This is a genomic window from Dolichospermum compactum NIES-806 (genome assembly GCF_002368115.1).
In the GTDB taxonomy this organism is placed as follows: Bacteria; Cyanobacteriota; Cyanobacteriia; order Cyanobacteriales; family Nostocaceae; genus Dolichospermum; species Dolichospermum compactum.
Genome location: NZ_AP018316.1, coordinates 443307 through 463101, shown reverse-complemented (window position 1 = coordinate 463101; position 19795 = coordinate 443307). Strand labels below are relative to the sequence as shown.

Here is a 19795-nt window from a genome sequence, read left to right as displayed (position 1 = left end):
TTAGTGTGACACTTGCGTAAGTCCTAGTAATGTTAGAAACATAAAATAATATTACGGTCAACTTATTGAAAATTTATGGTAGTGGCGATGGGGATTCTGTGGGCGAGTTCTCGACGGTGGTTAATGCGGGTAATAACTAATGATGGTGGCGTGATAGCTCGGTGGTTGTTATTGCTGGCAATAATTGTCACTTCTGTGGTGGGTTGGTTAATAGTTAATGGTGAATTAGCGAAGTTATATAATTATGCTTTTGCTATTTCCCTACTTGGGTTTGTTGTAATTATACTTTTGATTATTTTAATTTGGCAAAGTGCGATAATAATTAATCACCTCAGTCATGAAAATTGCCGTGATGAAGATGCGTTGAAAATTAAGAATGAGAATCTGCAAACTTTTGCCAATGCTAATATTATTGGGATTATTTCTGGCGATATTTCTGGTGGCATTCATGATGTAAACGACGAATTTTTGAGAATTATTGGTTATACACGGGAAGATTTACTTGCTAGTAATTTAGATTGGCGACATTTGACACCACCGGAATTTTTATATTTAGATGAACAAGCGATCGCTCAATCTCAGTCTAGTGTAGATGGTGGTTGTGTACCATATCAAAAGGAATATATTCGCAAAGATGGTAGTCGTATTCCTGTGTTGGTTGGTTTTGTGCTAAGGGGAGAAAAACGGGAGAAGTTAACAGCCTTTATCCTGGATTTAAGTGAACGGGAAACCACACTCCGGAAACTCCAGAAAAGTAAGAAAAAAATTCTCAAACTTAACCAAAAATTACGGCGACGAGTCACCGAGTTACAAACTTTGTTGGATATGATTCCGATTGGTATTGGCATAGCAAAAGATCCAGAATGCCAAACTATTTCTATGAATCCGGCTTTTGCCAAGTCACTGAGGATGCAACCTGATAGAAATGCTTCCATGACTGCTCCTGTGGCAGAAAGACCGACAAAATTTAAACTTTTCCATCAGGGTAGAGAACTGACTGCACAAGAATTACCCATACAATATTCTGCGGCTCATGGTGTGGAAATTTTGGATTTTGAAGTTGATGTTGTCCATGATGATGGCACGGTTGTGAATTTACTGGAATATGTCGCCCCGTTATTTGATGAAGATGGGAAACCGAGAGGAGCTATCGGGGCATTTTTGGATATTACGGAGCGGAAACAAGCTGAAAAAGATCGCACTAATTTGATCACTTCTTTACAAACACAAACTGAGCAGTTACGGAAAGCTAACCAGATGAAAGATGAGTTTCTGGCGGTTTTGTCCCATGAATTGCGATCACCTCTCAATGCTATAGTCGGTTGGTCTCACTTGCTCAGAACTCGCCAATTTAAAGAAGATCAGATAGCCCAAGGACTAGAAACCATTGAACGCAATGCCAAGATCCAAAACCAGTTAATTGATGATTTGTTAGATATATCCCGCATTATTAGAGGTAAGTTGAAGTTTAATCCTCGGATTTGCGATTTAGTTTCTATTATTAAGTCAGCTATGGAAACTGTGTCCCTGGCAGCAGAAGGGAAGGGAATCCATTTGGATTTTAATACCAATGATGGAGAATTGTCGGATTCAACTACTGCTGTGATTATTTCCGGTGATAGCGATCGCTTGCAACAGGTAATCTGGAATTTATTAACCAATGCCATCAAATTCACACCCCAAGGCGGTAACATTCAAATTAGGCTGAATAAAGTTGCTATTAGCCCGGATTTCTCAAATGATCATGATCAACCCAGAAAATATGCTCAAATTCAAGTAATTGACAATGGAATTGGCATTACTGCTGAGTTTATCCCCTATGTCTTTGATCGTTTTCGTCAAGCTGATAGTTCCAGCACTAGATCCTATGGTGGACTCGGATTAGGATTATCACTTGTGCGCCATTTAACAGAACTGCATGGTGGTACTGTTGATGTCGCAAGTTTAGGTGAAAACCAAGGATCAACATTTACTGTCAAACTACCACTGATAGAAGAAAGTCATAGTACAGAGGCGCAAAAGTATCAGCAAAAAGCAGCAAAATCCGACTCGATTTTTTTAGCTTCTCCCACATCTTTGCCCATACTGGACGGCGTAAAAGTATTAGTTGTAGATGACGAAGTTGATAGTCGGGAATTTGTGGCTACGGTTTTAGAAGAATGCCAAGCGGAAGTTACCACAGTATCATCAGCCCAAGAAGCTTTGGAAATACTTAACCTGTGGACACCGGATGTTTTAATTAGTGATATTGGGATGCCAGAGGAAAACGGTTATTCATTAATTCGTAAAGTGCGATCGCTATCCCCTGAAAAAGGCAGAGATATTCCCGCAGCCGCATTAACAGCTTATACTGGAGCAGTGGAAAGAATGCAAGCTATACAAGCAGGTTTTCAGTTACATCTGCCCAAACCCATTGAACCAATGGAATTAGCTACAGTCGTCGCCAGTCTGGTTAAACGCAATTTTTTGCATCCTGATTCATAGCCATAAACCTGGAATTTTATATTTAACTGAACCATTTTGAGATATAATTACTTGTCAATCAATAAAATCTCAAAACGTATTTTTTGCATTCCATAAAAAAATTTTCAGAACAGGCACTACTTTTGATTAAATCCGTCAAATATAGCAGATTACAGATTAATGAGGTACAGGATCTAAATTCAAAGCCATACAGCAAGTCAGTTTCACTCCTGACTCCTGACTCGGTGATTCCTGACTCATACTATATCATTGCCATAATTTCAAATTAAAATGAAATTCAATTTCTATTCATTTGGTTTTCAGAAAATACTTAAAAAGTCATTTCTGCCCTTGTTTTTAATTTCCTTACTCATAGTTTTATGGGGAAACACTTTTACACCTGTAACAGCCCAAACATCACGACAAGAAATTCGTGGTGTATGGATGACAAATAATGACCTCGATATTCTTAGAGATAGGACTAAAGTTCAGGAAGCAGTCACAAAACTGCAACAACTCAATTTTAACACTATCTATCCCGTAGTTTGGAACTCTGGTTATGTCATGTATCCTAGTCAAGTCGCCAAACGTCTAGAAATCCAACCATTCGTATTTCAAGGCTTAGATGGACATGATATTCTTGCTGATTTAATTGATAAAGCCCATCGGCAAAATTTACTAGTAATTCCTTGGTTTGAATTTGGGTTTATGACTCCTCCCAGTTCCGAATTAGCCATGAATAAACCAGAATGGTTAACACGAAAAAAAGATGGTACGCAAACATCTATTAGTGCAGGTGGAGAGGTTTCCTGGTTAAATCCATTTCATCCCCAAGTCCAACAGTTTATTAGCGATCTTCTCGTAGAACTTACTCAGAAATATAATCTTGATGGTATTCAGTTTGATGATCATACAAGTTTACCTTCGGAATTTGGCTACGATAAATATACAGTTGCCTTATATCAACAAGAAACCCAAAAAACGCCACCAAATGATCCTCAAAACCCAGAATGGGTAAATTGGCGGGCAAATAAAATTACAGAATTCATGGTGAGACTGAATCAAACAGTCAAACAAATCAAACCGAAAATGATTTTCTCTGTCTCACCTAATTACTATAATCATGCCTATAAATTTCAACTCCAAGATTGGTTGAACTGGGTACGATTAGACATAGTAGATGAGTTAATTGTCCAAGTTTACAAAGAAAATTTAGGTCATTTTATTGACAAGCTTTCCCGTCCAGAAATGGAAGAAGTCAAACAAAAAATTCCTGCCGGCATCGGTGTCATGGCAGGTTTAAGAACTAAACCCGTATCAATGCAACAGATTCAATCTCAAGTCCGCGCCGCCCAACAACGGGGACTGGGTGTAGCTTTTTTCTATTATGAAAGTCTTTGGAATACAGCACAAGGGGGCTTAACAGAACGTTTGGCTGGATTTAAAAGTTTATTTCCATATCCTGCATTCCGAACGGCTGTACAGTCAAGAGAATGGGACAGAAAAGTAGAATCAACGCCAGGAGAAATCAAAGTAGAATCAACGCCAGAGGATACAAACCTCACTGTTACTGATCAAATACCATTTTAGTATGTGCAGAAATCAGAATTAATCATTTACGTAGGGGTAGCGCCCCCGTGCCTACCCCCATGTTGGGGACAAAAGATTTAGAGTTGATGTGGGGGTAGTGCCTCTGTGCCTACCCCCATGTTTGGGGAAAAAGATTTAATTTTTGATTAAAAATTAGGGTTCAATAGAGATTTAGGAATTACTTTGTAAATAATCAATTGCGGCTGCTAATTTGTTAGGATAACCTTCAGCAAATTTTTCAAACCACATTCCTTCTGATGATAATGGATCTAATTTCGCTAACCATTGTTTAGCAGATTTTTGTAAAGCTTCTTTCTGTTTAACTTGAAGTTTTTCTTGACGAATTTTCTCCTGTGTTAATTCTTCTTGTTTTTGCAGTGCTTCAGCCGCATCTTTTGCCAAAATATCAGCTTGTACATCTGCTAATAAGTCGTTGATAAATACATCTGACTTAGAATCAGGTGCATGAACAAATTGAATAGGAGATAACCTATTCTGTGGTTTTGTCGGGTTAGATTGGACATATTCAGTTTTATTTTCCGCCAAATCAGCTTGGACTTCTGATAACAAATTATCTATCAATACATCGGATTTTGTAGTTGATGAAATCAACTTAACTGGGGTTAAATTATTTTGTGGTGGTGTAGTTTTCGGTTCTGTATATTCAGTTTTGAGTTCAGCTAATAGCTTGTCAATGGAATCCATATTTGTAATTCCTAAAAGATACTAAGATCCCCAACTTATTTTTTATTTTATCAACAAATTATGAATTGATGTGAAAAGTGAGGGAGGATCTACTGTTTTAATTTTTAATTCACAACGGTAATATAGTGGTTATCGTTCAGATACAATACAATCAAGGGCGGGGAAACCCCACCTGACAGGTGTAGGTTTTTTACATTCTGGTGAGGGCAAGACTTGGGCGACAAGGTGGACAAGGTGACAAGGGAGGAAAACCCTACAGGATGATGTTTTTTGGCAACAATAACACACCGTTAAAAGACTATTGTGCGGATAAAATCTTCCTTGTCTACGTTCCCTCCAAGTCTTCCCAGTCTTGCCTTCACAGACAATATTAAATACCTACCCTTGTGAGGGAAACCCCACCCCTACAGGTTTTGCAACTTAATCATTCAAGTGCATACCGCTATAGTACAGCACGGCGTAAATAAATCAAGCATTCTAAATTGCCAAAAAGCCTACTGTATATTAATATTATTTTTGACCCCCGTTTTCACAAGGGCAAGCTTTTGCCTTTTGACTTCCGCGTAACGCTGCTAGTCATTAATAGCATTAAGCAAAACTTCTGATAAACTCATATCTTCCATATCATCCATTGTGATTGTGTCGCAAATATCAAACTTAGCACCTGCACTTTGTAGTTCATCATCCAAAATTTTCAAAAAGCGGGTAGCTTGAGGATCATTACCAACTTGGATAAAGGAAATAGCTAATTCTTCATCTCTATCCAAACGACGAGAAGCTTCAATAATTACCTTCATGACAGCTTTGCGATCATCTGGTTCACCGTCAGTAACTACTAAAATTGTTTCGCCGTTGGGTTTAGTTGTCCCGGAGGCTTTGCGTTGTAGATAATCATCGGTAGCGTGTTTCAAAACACCAGCTAAATCTGTTGTTCCTGAAGGATCATTTTCTGTGAAAATTTGTGTTACTTTGGCAGATGTGACATTTTCATAACGTTTAAATCTTCCAGAAAACAAATAAATAGTAATGCCATCTGGATCAAATTGTTCACATTTACTGGCTAAGGCCAAAGTTGATTCTTGTGCTGTTACCCATCTAGTTCTCCCACCTTTTTGATCTGGGGTAGCCATGCTACCGCTTTTATCAATAATTAATGTGTAATCACGGTTTTCTAGCATGACTAAACTCTCCAGATTTGAGGAATTTTTGTTAATTAATCAGTGATGGCATTCATTAAGACGTCAGCCAAACTCATGTCTTCTAAATCATCTAAAGTTACGGTATCACAAATATCGAATTTAGCACCAACACTTTGTAATTGATCATCTAAGGCTTTAAGAAATTTAGTAGCTTGAGGATCTGAACCAACTTGAATCATGGAAATTCCTAATTCTTCATCTTTTTCCATTTGTCGAGTCGCACTAATGATAATTTCAAATACAGCTTTGCGATCATCTGGTTCACCATCAGTAATGACTAAAATGGTTTCTCCATTAGGTTTGGTAGTACCAGCGGCTTTGCGTTGAAAGTAGTTATTCAAGGCATCTTGAAGTACACTTCCTAAGTTGGTTGTCCCTGCTGGATCATTTTCCTGAAATATCTGGGCTACTTTGGCAGAAGTTACGTTGTCATAACGTTTGAATCTGCCGGAAAAAACGTAAACTGTAATGCCGTCTGGATCAAATTCTTCGCACTTTCTGGCTAAAGCAATGGTAGATTCTTGGGCTATCTGCCATCTAGTTCTTCCGCCCGCTTGGTCGGGTGTGGACATACTACCACTTTTGTCAATAATTAAGGTATAGTCGCGATCGCTCATCATAATCTTCCTATTGTGATTTTTCTACAGCACTTCCCCATGTTATGAGGTGAACCCCACCCCCCACCCCCTCCCCGCAAGCGATGAGGGGGCTATGATGTATGTCATATAATTGGAAACTGCTGTATCTCTATTTTAACCATTAAGCATGAATACAGCACATAATTCATCAGTTCTTATCTGCGTTTATCTGCGTTTATCTGCGGTAAATTATTATTAAAGTCTGATTCCGTGCAGCTTCATCTTAATTATGAATTACCAGCTTTTGCTTTCGGGTAAGCAATCCGTTTGTGATGAAATTGTTGCCAAACATCCACAAATATTTGGGAAATTTTTGGCATTTCTTCTCTCGTCAAGCCCGAATCTATTAATTGTTCATCTTGCCATTTGGCTTTGAGAATATTATTTAGCATATTTAATGCTTTTTCTGGAGTTGCATCTTTGAGACTGCGTAATGCGGCTTCACAAGAATCTGCCAACATGACAATGCCTGTTTCCCGTGATTGAGGGATGGGTCCATCATAACAAAAATCGGCTTTATCTACGATGATAGATGGGTTTTCTTGGGCTATTTGTTGGGCTTGGTGATAGAAATAGGCGATCGCCATTGTGCCTTGATGTTCGGGAATAAAAGCCTGAATTGCCGTTGGTAAACTGTGTTTTTTCGCCATGACTAACCCTTCTGTCACGTGCTTTTTAATTAACTCGGCACTTTTCCAAGGATCTTTAATTTCTGTTTCATGTTTATTAGGACTGCCGATTTGGTTTTCAATAAATCCCAAAGGATCGTGCATTTTACCAATATCATGATACAAAGTTCCCGCCCTCACTAATTCTACATTACAACCCAATTCTTTAGCCGCTGCTTCAGCCAAAGTAGCCACTAATAAAGTATGTTGAAAAGTTCCGGGGGCTTCTGTCGCCAGACGCTTTAATAATGGGCGGTTGGGGTTAGCTAATTCCGCCAAACGGATAGGAGTAATCACATCAAATAGTGTCTCCAGATAAGGACTTAAACCCAAAGCCACCACACTCCAAGACAAGCCAGATACAGCAAATAAACCAGCTGCTTGGAAGATATACCAACCCGAACCAAAAACCCCACCGGTGAGGATTTTTAATAATAAGAATACACCACCTTGGGTGAGAGCAGTGACAACACCTAATAATGCTAATTCTTCACGCGATCGCAATCTATGGGCTATATAACTACTTAACATCCCCCCCCCAGCCCCAGCCAACAATACTAGAATATTTGTATCTGTGGTAATTGGTAGTATCAGCGACAATAATCCCACCACCGTCATCCCTACAGTTGGACCATAAAAACTGCCTAATAATAAACCAATGGCACTCCAAGTAGTATAGGGCAAACTGATTGCCAATACTCCAGGAACACTCAGAGTCAGCAGGAGAACTAATAGGCGATCGCGTTGTCGTAAATAATTATGACTTTTTCTTTCCAACCACACAAAAACCTGAATTCCTCCAGTCACAACCATGGCTACAACTGTTAAACCCAGCCAATTCACCTGGCGGCCAATCATGCGATAATGTTCTAATATCTGAAATTTACCAATTGTAATTTTTTCTCCTTTACTAACAATTACCTCTCCTTTTCTGATCTGCATCATCACAGACGGTATTTTATTAGCTACCAGTTGACCTTGTTGTTTAGTTTGGGCTTCATCTTGTTTAATATTTGGTTGTAATACCGCCAACAATATATTTTTTGTTAATGATTCAGCTTCAATAGGTACAGATAATTCTACTTGTAAACTAACTGCATTATTCAAAATAGGTTTGGGTAATCCAGCTGATATACCTTGAGCAAGAATTCGCCCGGCAATTTGACGAATTCCAGTTTGCATTTTTAACCAATCATTATCAGTTAAATCTAAAATCACAGATTTTGTATAAATTTTTTGAATCTGTTTGTTTTCTAGCTGTGATAATTTATCAATGGCTTGATTATATCCTTGCCTAATTTGTGATATTTGAATAATTAGTTCTGAAAAATCAGGTTCTAAAGCAGTAAATTGATAAGCCTCTAGTTCTGACAACGCTTGAATAAACGACGCTTCATCACTATGATTTCCATAACTAGGCAACGATACTACCGAAACACTTGATGAATTAGACGACTTTTTGCTATTTATTGAATTTTGTGGTATTAACAAAAATTTGGAATTTTCTTTGCTTAAATTTTGCTTTCTATTATTTTCTAAAGTTACTTTCAGCTTGTGCCATTCTGATTCAGGAAAATTCCTTAAATAACGTTGAGTAGAAATTGATAAAACAGAAGTAGCAGAAAACGGAAAAATACCAACTATCCCTCGTAGTTGATTACCTGTATCTAAAATTTCTTCTAAATGCTCATTAATTTTATCATTGATCTGGTTATCAATCATCAAAACTGGCACAGACCTATCCATAGCATCTTTACGTTTCTGTTCCGTCTCTTCTCGATTTTCAATATTATCCGTGTAGGGAGCAATAAATGTTTGCAAGGCAATATTATCAACTTTCATTCTTGGCTGATTATATAAATCATGACCCACCACACTTGTCAATGATAATATTGCCAACACCAAAATTATTGAGGAGCGTTTTTGATGTACCCATCTGAAAATAACTTTATCAACACCACCAGTTTTTCTCACCAATTTAGCAGTTGATGTTTGTGTTTGTCCCCGTTTACCTTGTTTTCCTTGGTGACTATTTGCTGATAAATATAGAAATAGATTTTTGAAAAAATTCCTATGCAGTTTCCGTTGGCACTCTCCTTGACGGAATAGAAGTTTATACTGTCGTTGCCATTGCTTTAATTGCTGACTCAATGACTGCAAAAATTGCTGAGTTTTCATCTTTCCTGCCGCGAAATATCGCAAATATGGCTGATGCCTCCAGCACGCTACCGCAAATTCCACCCAAGCTGTATAACAACATAGGAAGGAATAGTGGTTCGCACTTAACCCCTTTCAGGATTAAATACAACAATCTCCAAGATTACTGCATAATTAACTGCGTGCTTTTGCAAAAATCAAATTTTTTTTTAACGTCTACGGATAATAAGCGGAGCCGCAAAAACAGTATACCGTGTCTCTACACTTTCGCCAAAATCATCACTAAAATCATAAACTCCAGACCACACCGCCATCATTGTATCGGCTAATTTTAACATCTGGGCAAAATTCTCCAGCCCCCATGTAGGGGAATTGGTGACGGAGGAGGAAATTTGCCAATTTACAGGTATACCAACCGTACTGTTATATCCACCTGATAATCCTCCAGCAATTGCACCTGTAACATCTGGACTGGCAAAATCGTGATTTTGATTAGCTCTTAATATAGTTAGAGAAAAGTCTTCTAGGGTACTCAGAAAGCAGTAAACAGCTAAACCAATATTACTAGTTAATTGTTCTGGACTACTTAATTCCCTACTAGCTGTTTCTAGTCCTGCACCCTTTTTTAATAAATCATTGACTTTTATTAGTTGTTGTGGTAAGGAAGTTGATGTTTTATCTAAAAAACTCACTGTTTCGGAAATTAATGTGCGGGGATTAAGTTTTTCATTCAGGGATTGAGCGATCGCATATCCTATGATTAAACTAGCATCTCTCACAATCGGCTCATCTTGCCACTTCCATATTTTTTGCACCTCTAAAATATTTTCTCGCATTTTCACAGGATTTTCATGAAAAAACATCACCATCGGCAATGTAGCGAGAATCATTTGTCCCCAAGAATTAATATTTTTTTCTAATTTAATATCTGCCGCTTCTTGACGCTTTAACCAGTCTTCTACATCCAACTTACCCAAACTGATTAAACTTTCCGTCCCCAAAACCGCAATCCTACCCAGATTGAAACAATCCGGGTTAGATAAACTCTCTCCTAAAAATGCTCCTAGAAAAGTCCCCCTAACCCGATTAACCAGAGAATAACGCATAATTTTTAACTGGTAATTGGTAATTGGTAATTGGTAATTGGTAATTGGTAATTGGTAATTGGTAATTGGTAATTGAAATAACTCCCTCTTCCCTCTTCCCTGTCACCTATTACTGCCTTAAATAATACACCAGTGCTTCCAGACCTAACAAATAGCTTTGAGCGCCAAAGCCACTGATTTGGCCAATTACCACTGGTGCGATATAAGAATGATGACGGAAATCTTCCCGACGATAAATATTACTCAGATGTACTTCCACCGTAGGTAAATTAACAGCAGCGATCGCATCTCTCAAAGCTACACTAGTATGAGTGTAAGCCCCAGCATTAATCACAATCCCCTGATGCTTTCCTAATGCCCCGTGAATAGCATCTATTAAAACCCCTTCATGATTTGACTGCATAGGCAATATTTCTGCTTGCAGTTCCATTGCTTTAGACTCTAACAAGCGATTAATTTCTGGTAGACTTAACGAACCATAAATTCCCGGTTCTCTAAGTCCCAGCAAATTTAGGTTTGGCCCATGCAGCACAAGAATACTTAAAGCTGGCAAATTCAACTCTCACACCCCAAAAATTTTAGCGACGGCGCATAGAACGTTCATGTACAGGAATCGGAATCAGTTCCGGTTCCGGTTCAGCCTCTGGACCTAGCAGACTATCAATTAACTTCCGCGCTAATTCTTTCAGCTTTTCCAGCACCTTTTCTATATAATCCATTAAACTGACCGCTCCTGAGATACTACCTCAATTTTATTTAACCGGGTCGCACAAACTGGCGTATTATCGCACTTCTAGCCTCGACAGGGTTGACACATTTCTACAAGTATGATACTTCCTACTAGAGAATTTTAATTTTGTGTTTTCCCTTACTTATTAGATTATCACATTCATCATTAGTAATGGGTAATTAGTGATATGAATTCGGGAGTCAGGAGTTCAGGAGTTCAGAAGTTCGGAGTCAGGAAGAAGGAGTCAGTAGTATGGCTAACGCCACGCTGCGCTATCAGGAGTTCAGGAGTTCAGGAGGAAGAAATTAAGAATAGAGAATGAAATTTCTCCCCTGCTACCTGTTCCCTGCACTCTGCACCCTGTCCTAACTTGCCGCGTCTGTCTTTTTCGCTCTCGTCTTTGTTGATTTAGTAGTAGTTGACTTAGTAGTAGATTTAGTGGTTTTCCGTGTAGATTTTGTAGATGCTTTAGCTGAAAGTAATTCAATAGCTGTAGACAAAGTTATATTTTCCACCGATTCACCTTCAGGAATACTGGCATTAGTTTTCCCATGTTTAATGTAAGGCCCATAAGGACCATCATAGATATTAACTGGTGCATCATCTTTTGGATGTGTACCCAACTCCCGTAAAGCTTCTTTTGACTTACTCTTAGCAGCAGCCCGACCCTTTTTTGGCTCTGCCAATAATTCTAAAGCACGAGCTAAAGAAATTGTCAAGACATTATCAGTAGATTTGAGAGAACGATAATCTTTTCCCTCTTTTCCTTGATCATGGACAACATAGGGGCCAAATCTTCCTAAACTAGTTTGGACTTTGCCACCAGTTTCCGGGTGAGTTCCCAAAGCGCGGGGAAGAGATAACAAACCAACAGCCATATCCAAAGTGAGTGTTTCTGGTGTCACACCCTTGGGGAAAGAAGCTTGTTTAGGTTTAGGATTTTCCTCGGTCTTATCGCCTAGCTGCACATAAGGTCCATAACTACCAATCTTGATATAAATAGGTTCTCCGGTTTCTGGGTGACGACCAACTTGGTCAGGCCCCACAATTTTTTGTTTGAGGAGAATGTCCACCTGTTTCGGGTCAAGATCAGCCGGAGTCAGGTTTTTAGGAATAGAAGCAGTAATTACTTCCTCGCCATTGGTAACTTCAATGTAAGGACCATATTTACCAATACGGACTTTAGCATCTAAATTTTCTAATTCTACAGTTCTAGCTTTACTGGCATCAATTTCGGTTTCCCGTTCCCTGACCAAAGTTTCTAAACCTTGTTCACCAAGATAAAATTTCTTTAAATAGGGAAGCCATTGAGCCTCACCTGTAGAAATTTCATCCAAGGTTTGCTCCATTTTGGAAGTAAAACTAGGGTCAACAATATCTGGAAAATGTTTTTCCAGTAAATCAGTGACAGCAAAAGCCGTGAAAGTAGGAATTAGGGCATTATTCACCAATTGGGCATAATCTTTATCAATGATTGTGCCAATAATGCTGGCATAGGTACTAGGACGACCAATGCCTTCACTTTCTAAGGTTTTCACCAAAGTTGCTTCAGTATAACGGGCAGGAGGTTGGGTTTCATGGTCTACCGCCGCCAGTTCATGACATTGAGGATGATCACCAACTTTCAGCGCAGGTAAAATAACTTCTTGATCTTCTAAAGCGGCTTCAGGATCATCCGAACCTTCCACATAAGCGCGGAGGTAGCCAGGAAAATCTATCCGCTTCCCAGAGGAACGAAAACCAGCGTCTTCCACTTGGATTTGCACAGTAACTTGAGTTTGCCGAGAGTCGGCCATTTGTGAGGCGACGGTACGCTTCCAAATCAAATCATAAAGAGCAAATTCCCGTCCAGCCAACCCGGTTTCTTGAGGTGTGCGGAAACTGCTACCAGCGGGACGAATGGCTTCGTGAGCTTCTTGTGCGCCTTTAGATTTGGTGGTGTATTGTCGAGGTTGGGGACTCAGATATTGTTTCCCGTATTTTTGTTCTACACAAGCACGGGCGGCGGTAATCGCTTGGTCGGATAAATGTACCGAATCTGTCCGCATATAGGTAATATACCCTTGCTCATACAAATTCTGTGCCACCCGCATTGTATCCCGTGCCGATAAACGCAACTTACGGTTAGATTCTTGTTGCAGTGTGGAAGTTGTGAACGGTGGTGCTGGTTTGCGAGTGACAGGACGTTCTTCCATATCCGTCACTGTCCAGATTTTCCCTTCTAGACGAGCTTTTAGAGATTCCGCTTGCTCTTCATTAAGTAAAATGACATTGCGACCAGCGGTAATTCTGCCCGTTGTCGAGTCAAAATCGCTGCCTGTGGCAACTTTCGTACCGCCAAGAGTCACTAGGACTGCGCTAAATGGACTTTCTTCTTGTTCTAAACTGGCTTTTAAATCCCAGTATCTTCCTTCATGGAAAGCCCGACGTTGGCGTTCTTTAATCACTAATAGGCGCACTGCTACAGATTGCACTCGTCCAGCGGATAACCCCCAGGCAATTTTTTTCCACAGTAGCGGCGATAGGGTATATCCTACTAATCGGTCTAAAATTCTTCGGGTTTCTTGAGCGCGAACTACCTGCTCATCAATATTGCGGCAGTCTTTCAAAGCTTTTTGAATGGCTTCTTTGGTAATTTCATGGAATACCATCCGCTTTGTTGGCACTTTCGGCTTAAGCAATTGGTATAAATGCCAACTAATGCTTTCCCCTTCCCGGTCTTCGTCTGTGGCCAAAATCAGTTCAGTTACACCTTTGAGGGCTTCTTTAAGCTGAGTGACAATTTTCTTTTTGTCTTTGGGAACGACATAAATCGGTTCAAAGTCGGCTTCTACATTGACTCCAAGCTGCGCCCATTTTTCCCCTTTGACGGCTGCGGGAATTTCACTAGCCGACTGGGGAAGGTCACGGACATGACCCATTGAGGCTTCTACCACATAGTCGTTTGGTAGGTAGTTGCGAATGGTACGCGCTTTTGTGGGAGATTCGACGATAACGAGAGTTGACATGGAAATTAAAAAAAATAATAGCTATGCAGCTAAATAGTTAAGTTGGGTTAATTTTTGCGAAATGTCAAGATGAAATACCACACCTAAGCAGTGATTGTATCCTTACACAAACTACCCAACAGGGGGGAATTTTATCAATTTCAGGTGCAGTGATTCTTTTGAGAGTCAATTGTCAGTTATTTCCATCTTTAACTCATCTAGTGCATAGTTGGCGACTATAGTTTGTAAAATATCTCTGGAATTTAATAGTACAAGACTCATTGTTGTTAAAGGTTGGGGAAATAAATAATTTAAAATTAGCTTAATTTTATTAATTTGCAATTTTTTACGGGCGATGTGTCAAAACTAACTTCTACGTGGATAAGTGCCAAAATCATATAAATTACAACACATCAACTTTTTGTGGCTAGACAACCCTAAGTATAGAACAAAACCGTTCTCCTATTGATAGATGTTCCATTGTTGTTTGTCATTTACCAGAATTAAAAGAACAACCTAATTATTACAGTCAAAAAGCATCATTAACTCAACTTAAAAAAGACCGTCCTTGGTACAAAGAAATCCATTCTCAAGTGCTACAGGAAGTCATCAAGAAAGTTGAATTAGCTTTTGATAGATGGTTGAAAGGGGATAGTAACGGCAAAAAATCTGGCAGACCTAGATTTAAAGGTGCAGGGCAATACAAAACATTTACGTTTCCTCAATTCAAGCGACATCACTTTGTTAACAATAAGATTACGCTGTCAAAAATAGGAGATGTAAAGGTAATTGTTCACCGTCAAATACCAGATGGGTTTGAAATTAAAACTGTGTCTGTCACTAAAAAAGCAGACGGGTACTATGTAACTCTAAGTCTTGACGACAAAACAGTTCCAACGATTAAACCTGATTTTAATGCTAATAATATTGTTGGTATTGATGTAGGTTTAATTGATTTTATGGACTTGCTAAAACAAGATTGGCAAAAAGTATTAATGATGCTGGATGGGGACAATTTATTTCAATACTAACAGTCAAAGCCGAAAATACTGGGCTGAAAGTAATTGCTGTAAACCCAAACGGCACAAGCCAAGAATGTTCTAGCTGTGGTCACAAAGTTAAAAAGCCGCTATCCCAAAGAATGCACAATTGTCCTGTATGTCATACGAGTTTGTGCAGGGATCTAAATGCAGCCATAAACATCAAGAACCGTGGGACACACGGTCTTAAAGCTCAATCAATGTCCGGATTAGGAGTCGTTGAGAAGCCCACACTCACCTGTTAGCGCAAGCGTGCGGCAAGGCATAAGGGAGTGTGTGGAGTATGTCACTAGTTGGTAGTTCATAGAGTTTTGGCTTCATTTATTATGGCTCATCTTTGGAGTATAGTAGTTAGCGACGGACTGTGGCGATCGCTCATTTCCCTTTTCTTGGTTGTTAAACATAGCGATTCCTAGGTCGCGCTAGTTCCCTTCGGGACGCAATGCGTTCGCTATCGCTAACTAATCAATTCCCTTAGAACGCCAAAGTTCTAAACAATTCGCTGACTGCAACCTTGAAGTTTAAAATTACATCTTCTCCATCTAAAATATCATTACCTCGCAATAGGAGATCGGGCTGAGGACTATGGTAAACCAGCACATATCTTTCATCAGGATGGATTACCCACAGCAGTCTAGTTCCACTTTCAAAATATTCTTCAATCTTGTTATGGATTTCATCAAAAGTGTTGCCTGGAGAGATAATCTCAACAACTAGATCTGGCGCACCATCAAAAAAGCCTTTAGGCAATCGTTTTAGCCCAATCAATCGCTCTTTACTAACAAAAGAAATATCGGGCGATCGCTTATTATCTCCTTTCATCTTAAATGCTGTACTGGAGTCGCAAGTAACGCCAAGATTATGCTGCCTTACAAATATCTCGATTAGCCCACCAAGGAATATGCCAATATTCCCATGCTCCATGCCTGAATTGCCCAAGTTTACCAACTCTCCATCTACAATTTCGTAACGATTGCCATCATCAGCTAAAGCCATAAACTCTTCATCAGTCCAAACTTTATCCTTGATTCTTTCTAAGATAACTGTCATATTTATTCAAGTCCTTTTAATTTTTAGACAAAGCGATTCGTTTACATGACTGGCTGAGTGATTTCTTTATTTAATACTAACCCAAATATAAATCCAATTTCATCCCCACAACAAGCGATTCCTAGTTCGGGCTTCGCTATCGCCTAATAATCACGACTCCCAGGAATAGCGATCGCCACATCATCTAATTTATTAACTATCTTTTTTCTTGCTTCGCTTTTTCTTCTCAACTTTCAGCAATGGCGCACTTAGGGCTTCATAGAGGCTAAATAAATACTCAATGCGATTTAGTTCGCTAACGAAGGGTTGGGGACAATAGCAGAGGTCTACGGCTTTATCTAGGGCTATCATCAGCAAACATACAGAACAATAGCCGCACTAGATATACTTCTAGATCATGCCCTATGTAACCAATTTCTTTGAGGCGATCATGCAGATCCCCCATCAATTCCGCCGCCGCAATATTGACAGGATCTTCATCCTTATAAACCCGTTTTTCATATCCCGCCATAAAGCCGAATAGATGCACATGATTTACAAAATCCTTTAGCTCAAACTCTTTGGTTTCGTTCGTATCTAAATCATAAAGCCTAAATTTTTGGAAATCCGAAACTAAAATATATTTCGGTAACTCATGCTCCTTTAAATTTGGAAAATAATCTTTAGCTTGTTGTGTAGCCTTATCTAAGTCCTTGCTCCTAGACTTATGCTCCACCAAAATCATTCCTTTCCACAAAAGATCGATAAAGCCTTGTTTATTATCCGCCTTTTTGATTGGTTTCTCAAAACTAGCTACTCTTCGCCGTGAAATGCCAAACACATTAAAAAAGTCATTCCAGAAGGATTGCGACTCTGACTTCTCCGAAGTCTCATTTTCCCATTCCTTAGAAAAGGCGATCGCCCTTTGCTTAATTTCATTCCAACTTAGAGGCATATCTGCAAATGTTAAGGCATAATTTTAGACAATCTTTATAATATCAACAGAAAATTTGTATGATATTATTAAGGTAGTTGGAATTAGTTTGAGCAAACAGTAATGATAACTGAATACATTGCCAAAGCCATGCAAAAGGCGACCTATGAGTTGCTAGAAGACGGTACTTTTTACGGGGAAATTCCTGATTGTGAAGGTGTTTGGAGTCAAGCCAACAGCCTGGAATCCTGTCGAGAGAACTTGCAAGATGCTTTAGAAGGCTGGGTTATCTTGGGAATCCGTTTGGGTCATCAATTCCCCGTGCTTGATGGTGTGGGCTTAAATTCACTACAAGAGGTTGCCTGATGCCTACTTGGAAAGCCATAAAATGGCGGGAACTGGTTATTTTTCTTAAAGAAGCAGGCTTTGAAGGTCCTTATTCAGGTGGTAAACATCAATACTTACAGGACTTACGCAACTGGCACATTGGTAGGGTGCGTCAAATATCAACAATCTGTTTATTTGCAGGATTTATGCAGTCTGACGCACCCTACAACAGATTTTTGGTGTGACACTTGCGTAAGTCCTAACTTAGTTAAGGGAGAACTCAAACTCACGATTCCTAATCCTCATGAGGCGGACATTAGCATAGGTTTATTGAGCAAAATACTAAAACAAGCTCATATTAGCCGAGATGAATGGGAAAAATTATAGCGCGATCTCTCCGTTAAGGTTAATTCATTATTTTGTTAACTTCGCAAAGGTAATTGGTGATGTGCTTCGCAACGCAAGCGATCGCTGTATATACTCCGCAAGGGCATAAATTGAGCTTTTGCTTAAAGGGTATATATGGATGCAAAAACGCAAGTTATTACCTTCTCAAGTATAACAAATCATTAAACTGGATAATATTGTGATAATTTGGTTTTGAGTTGAGGGCGATAGCGCAAGCGCTCACCGAGGGTATCGCTTGCCCATCCTTCGTCCCATAATATTGCTACTCGACAGACTTTAAATATATTGCTACAATGCAATATATGAAGGCCACTCTAATCGCCAAAGCAAAAGAATTTCATGACGACGGATCAATCGTCGAGGTTGTTATATGGGAATTACCAGAGCCAACACCACCAAGCACATATAAATACAAATACAGATTATTTTACGGGCAGAATGGAAAATGTAGAATTAGATATGAGAACGAACGCGGAAAAGGAGATCATAAACATATAAACTCACACGAAATAGATTACAACTTCACAAGCATTGATAAATTGCTTGACGATGTTGAGAAAGACATTGAAACCTGGAGTGAATCATGAAAGTAATTATTGAAGTAGCCAAGGGTGGTTCTGCAATCCGAGCCGCTCGTCAACAAATTTAGGACTCCGAAATTGGAAAGCCAGTAAATTTTAGACTTTCATTTGAATCTGCAAAATCACTTTTTAGCGAACTAACGCCTGCTCGACTTGATTTACTTGATACCTTAAGCAGAACTGGTCCATGCAGTATTTACGCGCTGGCAAAAACAGCCGAAAGAAACTATTCAAACGTACACACAGACGTAAATCGCCTGGAAGAACTCGGATTAATTGAACGGACAAAAGAAGATAAAATATCTGTACAGTTTGAAGCGGTTGAAATATTCATGCCACTAGCGAAAGCAGTGTGAGAATTTGAAAAAACGGCGAAGGATGGATTTAGCGAAAATGCTAGAGTGATGATATTAATGCGGCTAAGTTGACCTATGACCATTGCAACCGAAATACCAATACAACAGCAGTTACTAAGTTTTGGCGATTTTATCATCCGTTATGGTGACAGTAACCGCTACGAACTGATTGATGGAGAGGTGTTTGATTTGGAACCAACAGGCTACCATGAAGAAGTTTCAGCTTTTACCACCACAAAAATTTGCGCCCAAATTGATGCAATAGGTTTAAATTGGTTTGTCCTTCAGCGAGGATTGCTACGTCCTTCTAACTTGGGTATGACAGCATTTCGACCTGATGTTATGGTTGTTGACCGCAATGAACTTACAAAAGAACTACTTTGGGATGACCAATCAATCCTCTCGCTGGGCAGTTCGATTAAATTTGTGATGGAAGTAGTTAATAGCAACTGGCAAAACGATTATGCGCGTAAAGTTGAAGACTACGCAATTTTAGGTATTCCTGAATATTGGATTGCGGATTATGCGGGTCTAGGTGGGACTCGACATATTGGGAAACCGAAACAACCTACCCTTTCCATTTGTACCTTAGTCAAAGGAGAGTATGAAATTCAGCAGATTCGAGGCAATCAACCTATTACTTCGCCGACATTCCCAAATTTCAAACTGACAGCAGAACAAGTTTTAAAGGCTGGCAGATAAAGTGCTTTAAGCCATGATTACTCTCTACGGTATTAACTCTTTCAGGAAAATCGGCCCACTCTGAACAGTTCAGTTATGTACTCGACTGTTTATTTTGAGTTATTGCGGTACATTTGCGGATAGCTAAAATTAAATATACAAATTTTCAACTGTTAAAGATAGAAAGATCAATGCA

18 protein-coding genes and 1 pseudogene are annotated in these 19795 nt (G+C 39.3%); 8 read left to right on the top strand and 11 right to left on the bottom strand.

Features of this window, described 5'->3' with window-relative positions:
* Positions 1 to 75: 75 nt before the first annotated feature.
* On the top strand, positions 76 to 2484 hold the full coding sequence (locus tag CA730_RS02045) for a hybrid sensor histidine kinase/response regulator (protein WP_096663335.1): 2409 nt from the start codon (positions 76 to 78) through the stop codon (positions 2482 to 2484).
* A gap of 270 nt (positions 2485 to 2754) precedes the next feature.
* Positions 2755 to 4053 (top strand): glycoside hydrolase family 10 protein, encoded by a 1299-nt coding sequence (locus tag CA730_RS02040; protein WP_096663332.1) that lies wholly within the window; start codon positions 2755 to 2757, stop codon positions 4051 to 4053.
* A gap of 171 nt (positions 4054 to 4224) precedes the next feature.
* On the opposite strand, the gene CA730_RS02035 is transcribed toward CA730_RS02040, so the two are convergent.
* The 8 genes from CA730_RS02035 to topA all read right to left on the bottom strand — a co-directional run bounded on the left by CA730_RS02035 (position 4225) and on the right by topA (position 14264).
* Complete coding sequence (locus CA730_RS02035; RefSeq protein ID WP_330221279.1) at positions 4225 to 4758, bottom strand: salt stress protein, Slr1339 family; 534 nt, start codon at positions 4756 to 4758, stop codon at positions 4225 to 4227.
* Between the two features lie 572 nt (positions 4759 to 5330).
* Complete coding sequence (locus CA730_RS02030; RefSeq protein ID WP_096663329.1) at positions 5331 to 5936, bottom strand: vWA domain-containing protein; 606 nt, start codon at positions 5934 to 5936, stop codon at positions 5331 to 5333.
* A 35-nt stretch (positions 5937 to 5971) separates the two neighbouring features.
* Positions 5972 to 6577, bottom strand: a complete 606-nt coding sequence (locus CA730_RS02025; RefSeq protein WP_096663326.1) for a vWA domain-containing protein — start codon at positions 6575 to 6577, stop codon at positions 5972 to 5974.
* 245 nt (positions 6578 to 6822) lie between these two features.
* Positions 6823 to 9441 carry an HD family phosphohydrolase gene (locus CA730_RS02020; protein ID WP_096663323.1) on the bottom strand — a complete coding sequence of 873 codons (2619 nt, stop codon included), beginning with the start codon at positions 9439 to 9441 and terminating at the stop codon, positions 6823 to 6825.
* Positions 9442 to 9629: 188 nt separating this feature from the next.
* Positions 9630 to 10526 (bottom strand): ADP-ribosylglycohydrolase family protein, encoded by an 897-nt coding sequence (locus CA730_RS02015; RefSeq protein WP_096663320.1) that lies wholly within the window; start codon positions 10524 to 10526, stop codon positions 9630 to 9632.
* Between the two features lie 109 nt (positions 10527 to 10635).
* On the bottom strand, positions 10636 to 11079 hold the full coding sequence (aroQ, locus tag CA730_RS02010; protein ID WP_096671215.1) for a type II 3-dehydroquinate dehydratase: 444 nt from the start codon (positions 11077 to 11079) through the stop codon (positions 10636 to 10638).
* 25 nt (positions 11080 to 11104) lie between these two features.
* Positions 11105 to 11245, bottom strand: coding sequence for a hypothetical protein (locus CA730_RS24800; RefSeq protein ID WP_027404689.1), 141 nt, complete (start codon positions 11243 to 11245; stop codon positions 11105 to 11107).
* 376 nt (positions 11246 to 11621) lie between these two features.
* Complete coding sequence (gene topA / locus CA730_RS02005; RefSeq protein WP_096663316.1) at positions 11622 to 14264, bottom strand: type I DNA topoisomerase; 2643 nt, start codon at positions 14262 to 14264, stop codon at positions 11622 to 11624.
* A gap of 425 nt (positions 14265 to 14689) precedes the next feature.
* On the opposite strand from topA, the pseudogene CA730_RS02000 reads away from it, so the two are divergent.
* Positions 14690 to 15528 (top strand): annotated as a pseudogene (locus CA730_RS02000) (RNA-guided endonuclease InsQ/TnpB family protein); the annotation flags it as partial.
* A 229-nt stretch (positions 15529 to 15757) separates the two neighbouring features.
* Here the strand turns inward: CA730_RS02000 and CA730_RS01995 are convergent.
* The 3 genes from CA730_RS01995 to CA730_RS01990 form a co-directional block, all read right to left on the bottom strand.
* Positions 15758 to 16333, bottom strand: coding sequence for a Uma2 family endonuclease (locus CA730_RS01995; RefSeq protein WP_096663313.1), 576 nt, complete (start codon positions 16331 to 16333; stop codon positions 15758 to 15760).
* Positions 16334 to 16525: 192 nt separating this feature from the next.
* A complete protein-coding gene (locus CA730_RS26340) occupies positions 16526 to 16684 on the bottom strand; it encodes a type IIL restriction-modification enzyme MmeI (protein WP_407919764.1) in 159 nt (52 codons plus the stop codon).
* Positions 16668 to 17267 (bottom strand): type IIL restriction-modification enzyme MmeI, encoded by a 600-nt coding sequence (locus CA730_RS01990; RefSeq protein ID WP_197705489.1) that lies wholly within the window; start codon positions 17265 to 17267, stop codon positions 16668 to 16670. Before CA730_RS01990 ends, CA730_RS26340 begins: the two co-directional genes overlap by 17 nt.
* 102 nt (positions 17268 to 17369) lie before the next feature.
* Here CA730_RS01990 and CA730_RS01985 point away from each other — a divergent pair, with 102 nt between their 5' ends.
* The 5 genes from CA730_RS01985 (at position 17370) to CA730_RS01960 (ending at position 19620) form a co-directional block, all read left to right on the top strand.
* Positions 17370 to 17612, top strand: a complete 243-nt coding sequence (locus CA730_RS01985; protein WP_096663310.1) for a type II toxin-antitoxin system HicB family antitoxin — start codon at positions 17370 to 17372, stop codon at positions 17610 to 17612.
* A complete protein-coding gene (locus CA730_RS01980; protein ID WP_096663307.1) occupies positions 17612 to 17818 on the top strand; it encodes a type II toxin-antitoxin system HicA family toxin in 207 nt (68 codons plus the stop codon). The genes CA730_RS01985 and CA730_RS01980 overlap by 1 nt, the downstream gene beginning before the upstream one ends.
* A 465-nt stretch (positions 17819 to 18283) precedes the next feature.
* A complete protein-coding gene (locus CA730_RS01970; RefSeq protein ID WP_231939951.1) occupies positions 18284 to 18568 on the top strand; it encodes a toxin-antitoxin system TumE family protein in 285 nt (94 codons plus the stop codon).
* Between the two features lie 71 nt (positions 18569 to 18639).
* The gene (locus tag CA730_RS25920) at positions 18640 to 18918 is read left to right on the top strand and encodes an HVO_A0114 family putative DNA-binding protein (RefSeq protein ID WP_269076513.1); all 279 of its coding nucleotides are present in this window, start codon (positions 18640 to 18642) and stop codon (positions 18916 to 18918) included.
* 75 nt (positions 18919 to 18993) lie between these two features.
* Complete coding sequence (locus CA730_RS01960; protein WP_096663296.1) at positions 18994 to 19620, top strand: Uma2 family endonuclease; 627 nt, start codon at positions 18994 to 18996, stop codon at positions 19618 to 19620.
* Positions 19621 to 19795: the final 175 nt, after the last annotated feature.